The organism is Staphylococcus sp. SUC_1.2 (assembly GCF_026222585.1).
The window spans coordinates 1-3199 of record NZ_JANJPM010000065.1; the positions used below are offsets into that span (position 1 = coordinate 1).

The following is a 3199-nucleotide window of genomic DNA, read 5'->3' on the forward strand; positions in this document are numbered from 1 at the left end:
TTTTTTATATATGCCATTCTTTATAAAATTGATTTAAAAACTGTTCCATAAACGCATGTCTTTCTCTAGCTAATTTTCGACCAGTTTCAGTATGCATTAAATCTTTTAATTTTAATAATTTATCATAAAAGTGACGTATAGCGGAAGGTTCTAAATTAGTAATCGTTTCAATATTAGGTATGTCACTATGTGGTGATTCTGTCCACATTGGCTCATTAAAATGGCCTGAAAATTGAAATGCTCTAGCAATACCAATAGCACCAATCGCATCTAGTCGATCTGCATCTCTAACAATTTGTCCTTCAATTGGAAGGTCTACATGATTATTTTGTCCATTTCTATAACTTAAATGTTGAATGATGTAAATAATCTTTTGTTGTTGATCAGAAGATACGCGAATGTTCTTTAAAAATGTTTTTAAACAATCTAAAGCATTGGCTTTATTTGTTAACTTATCATCAATGACATCATGAAGTAATGCAGATAATGTGATAATTAAATATTCTCCTTGTTGCTCGCATTTAGAGATTGTTTGAGCTAGTGACGTTACACGTTCTACATGTGCAACATCATGACCAGAATAATCACTTTTATGAAAATCTTTCATATATCTATGCGCTAATTCTATTTGTCGTGTTACATCCATTTTAATCTCCTTATTGTTCAGATGAGTTCGGGACTAAAGTATTATTTTAAGACTATAATATTTTCATTGTGATTTTTTAAGCCACTATATCTAAATTATCTATAGAATAGGTGAAAGTAATTGAGATATACCTTCTTTAAATTTAATCCACAGGCTTCGTTTATTATATAAGTCTTCAGTGAGTCGGTAAGATACTTTCATATCTTGAATAAATGCTTCTTTTAGTTGCGCTGCAATTGCTTCATCATAGATGAATGCGTTTACTTCAAAGTTCAATGTAAAACTACGATTATCCATGTTGGCAGTACCTACTGAAGCAATTTCATCATCAATAATTAATGTTTTGGAGTGTAAGAAACCATTATCATAATGATAGATTTTCACGCCAGCTGATAATAGAGAAGCTGCGTTTTTTAAGGTAGCCCAATAAACAAAAGGATGATCAGGTTTATTAGGAATCATGATATTGACCTCTACACCACCTAAAGCTGCTATTTTAATTGCATCAATGAAGGCTTGATCAGGAATAAAATAGGGTGATTGAATATAAATAGATTGTTTAGCTGAAGAAATCATTTTCAAATAACCATATTTGATTTGCTCCCAATCTTCATCAGGACCACTTGAGGCAATTTGTACACCTATTGTTCCACCAGAGTCTACATCAGGAAAATAGCGATCTTCATATTCGATTGAATCACGGTTTGATTGTGAGTTCCAATCTAATATAAATCTCAGTTCAAGTGCGTTTACAGAATCTCCTTCTAATCGCAAATGAGTGTCTCGCCAATATCCAAATTTTTTATCTTTACCTAAATATTCGTCGCCTACATTAAAACCACCAACATAACCAATTTTACCGTCAATAATAACTATTTTTCTATGGTTTCGGTTATTCATACGTAGGTTTATAAGTGGGAGTTTAGAAGGAAAGAAAGATTCAACATGTCCACCTTTTTGACGAAAGTGTTTTAAATCTTTTTTTCTTAGAGTTCTTGATCCCATATCATCGTATAACATTTTAACTTCTAAGCCCTCATCAAGTTTATCCTCAAGTGCTGAGAGAATTCGATGACCTAATTCATCACTTTTGAAAATATAGTATTGAATATGTATATAATCTTTTGCATTTTTAATATCACTTAATAATGCATCAAATTTTGCATGGCCATCAGTATAAATCTTGGTTTGATTATCAGTAGTAAGGAATGCAGCATTGTTAAAAAGTAACATGCGTACCATTTCTTTAAACTTAACAATTTGATGATTACCTTTTGAGAAATCGTCGCTTTCTAATGCTTCAATTTGTTCATCGACAATCATAGCAAGGCCTTTACGGTCTTCTTTTTTCAATTTAAATATACGATTGCGTTGAATTTGGCGTCCTAATAGTAAATATAAAATAAACCCTATAATTGGTAAAAATACTAAAACAAGTAGCCAAGCCCATATTGAACCAGCACTACGGCGCTCCATAAAGATAATAACAAACGCAAAAATTAAGTTTAATATAAAGGCAGCAATTAAAATGATATTAATAATCAATGAGGAATGCGTGAAAGACATTGAGTATATTTCTACCATAGTACGCCTCCTGTTTATTTTTTAATTCCTGCAAGAATAAGATAAGTCTAGTACTTTCTTAAACTTAATTGTATCATGGCATTAACTAAATAGCATGACCCTTTTTCATGAAAATAAGTTACAGTGTTTGACGAATATGAAGGTAAATTATACGATATGATAGTACTATTAGAAAGGGTGACGACCTTGAATAATCATGAAAATGCACATCATTCCGATCAAATTAAAATGAATTTAAAATCAAGACTTAATCGTATTGAAGGGCAAGTTAGAGCGATTAATCGCATGATTGAAGAAGATGTATACTGTGATGACGTGCTAACTCAAATTAGAGCTACAAGATCAGCTTTAAATAGTGTGGCCACTAAGTTGCTAGATCATCATATGAAAAGCTGTATCATGGATAAAGTGAATAACGGCGCTCAAGAAGAAGCGATGGAAGAATTGTTAGTGACTTTTCAAAAATTAATGAAAGATTAGGGGTTAATTAAATGAACTTTAGTGAAATTAGAATTAGTGAATTAAATACTGAAGAGCAAGCTAATTCACTCCAACATAGACTTGAGAAGATGATAGGTGTAGATGAAGTAATTGTAGAACTAAATGACCAATTAGTTAAAATTTCTTATGAAACACCTACGAATTTAAATAGTATTGAAAAAGAAATTTATGATGATGGTTATAAGGTATTAGGTTGATAAATTAAAATAATTTTATTAAATATCAATTTTATGCTGAATTAATGTAGTAAAACAACGATAATTGGGGTAGTATAACTTTGAAGTCATAAAACGAGGTGAAAGCCATGAGTAATTCGGATAAATTGCAAAATGTTGTTAAATTATTATCGTCATTAGGTGTGAATATTAAAAAAACTAAATCTCGTTTAGACATTATTAATACATTGCCAGCTACAACACCTGTGCGCCAAGAACTTAAATAGTCTGCTAGCAATTGATAAAGGTAGAA

The 3199-nt window shown here is 31.0% G+C and carries 5 protein-coding genes; 3 read left to right on the forward strand and 2 right to left on the reverse strand.

The window, feature by feature from the left end; translation table 11 throughout:
- Positions 1–4: 4 nt before the first annotated feature.
- Complete coding sequence (locus tag NR218_RS12495; RefSeq protein ID WP_016931420.1) at positions 5–646, reverse strand: HD domain-containing protein; 642 nt, start codon at positions 644–646, stop codon at positions 5–7.
- 99 nt (positions 647–745) lie between these two features.
- Positions 746–2230 (reverse strand): cardiolipin synthase, encoded by a 1485-nt coding sequence (gene cls / locus NR218_RS12500; protein ID WP_011275257.1) that lies wholly within the window; start codon positions 2228–2230, stop codon positions 746–748.
- A 156-nt stretch (positions 2231–2386) separates the two neighbouring features.
- On the opposite strand from cls, the gene csoR reads away from it, so the two are divergent.
- The 3 genes from csoR to NR218_RS12515 all read left to right on the forward strand — a co-directional run bounded on the left by csoR (position 2387) and on the right by NR218_RS12515 (position 3173).
- On the forward strand, positions 2387–2710 hold the full coding sequence (csoR, locus tag NR218_RS12505) for a copper-sensing transcriptional repressor CsoR (protein WP_046309851.1): 324 nt from the start codon (positions 2387–2389) through the stop codon (positions 2708–2710).
- An 11-nt stretch (positions 2711–2721) separates the two neighbouring features.
- Entirely contained in the window at positions 2722–2928 is a 207-nt protein-coding gene (gene csoZ, locus NR218_RS12510) for a putative copper chaperone CsoZ (RefSeq protein WP_011275259.1), read from the forward strand.
- A 107-nt stretch (positions 2929–3035) separates the two neighbouring features.
- Entirely contained in the window at positions 3036–3173 is a 138-nt protein-coding gene (locus NR218_RS12515) for an Lmo0850 family protein (protein WP_011275260.1), read from the forward strand.
- The last annotated feature ends 26 nt before the right edge of the window (positions 3174–3199 follow it).

Bases quoted from the DNA above. Each gene is read 5' to 3' on its own strand.
- csoZ (WP_011275259.1), top strand. From the start codon at position 2,722: ATGAACTTTAGTGAAATTAGAATTAGTGAATTAAATACTGAAGAGCAA.
- NR218_RS12515 (WP_011275260.1), top strand. From the start codon at position 3,036: ATGAGTAATTCGGATAAATTGCAAAATGTTGTTAAATTATTATCGTCA.
- csoR (WP_046309851.1), top strand. From the start codon at position 2,387: ATGATAGTACTATTAGAAAGGGTGACGACCTTGAATAATCATGAAAAT.
- cls (WP_011275257.1), bottom strand. From the start codon at position 2,230: ATGGTAGAAATATACTCAATGTCTTTCACGCATTCCTCATTGATTATT.
- NR218_RS12495 (WP_016931420.1), bottom strand. From the start codon at position 646: ATGGATGTAACACGACAAATAGAATTAGCGCATAGATATATGAAAGAT.